1 pseudogene is annotated in these 260 nt (G+C 38.8%); it reads left to right on the top strand.

Going from position 1 to position 260, the window contains the following annotated elements:
* Positions 1 to 260 (top strand): annotated as a pseudogene (locus RYX56_RS23365) (DNA polymerase III subunit beta); the annotation flags it as partial.

Genomic DNA, 260 nt, shown 5'->3' with positions numbered 1-260 from the left:
CTCAAGATTATTAGAGGGGAATTATCCTGATACATCGAGATTGATTCCAAGTGAAAGTAAGACCGATATCACTGTCAATACGAAGGAATTTCTGCAGGCAATTGATCGTGCCTCTTTGCTTGCCCGTGAAGGTAGAAATAATGTCGTAAAACTTACCACTCTTGAAGGAGGAATCATCGAGATTTCCTCTAATACACCGGAAATTGGCAAGGTTATTGAAGAAATTCAAAGCGAAGTAGTGGAAGGTGAAGATTTAAAAA

The sequence above is a fragment of the Alkalihalophilus lindianensis genome, from assembly GCF_032843265.1.
Lineage (GTDB): Bacteria > Bacillota > Bacilli > Bacillales > Bacillaceae_D > Alkalihalophilus > Alkalihalophilus lindianensis.
This window is presented reverse-complemented; position numbering and strand designations above follow the sequence as displayed.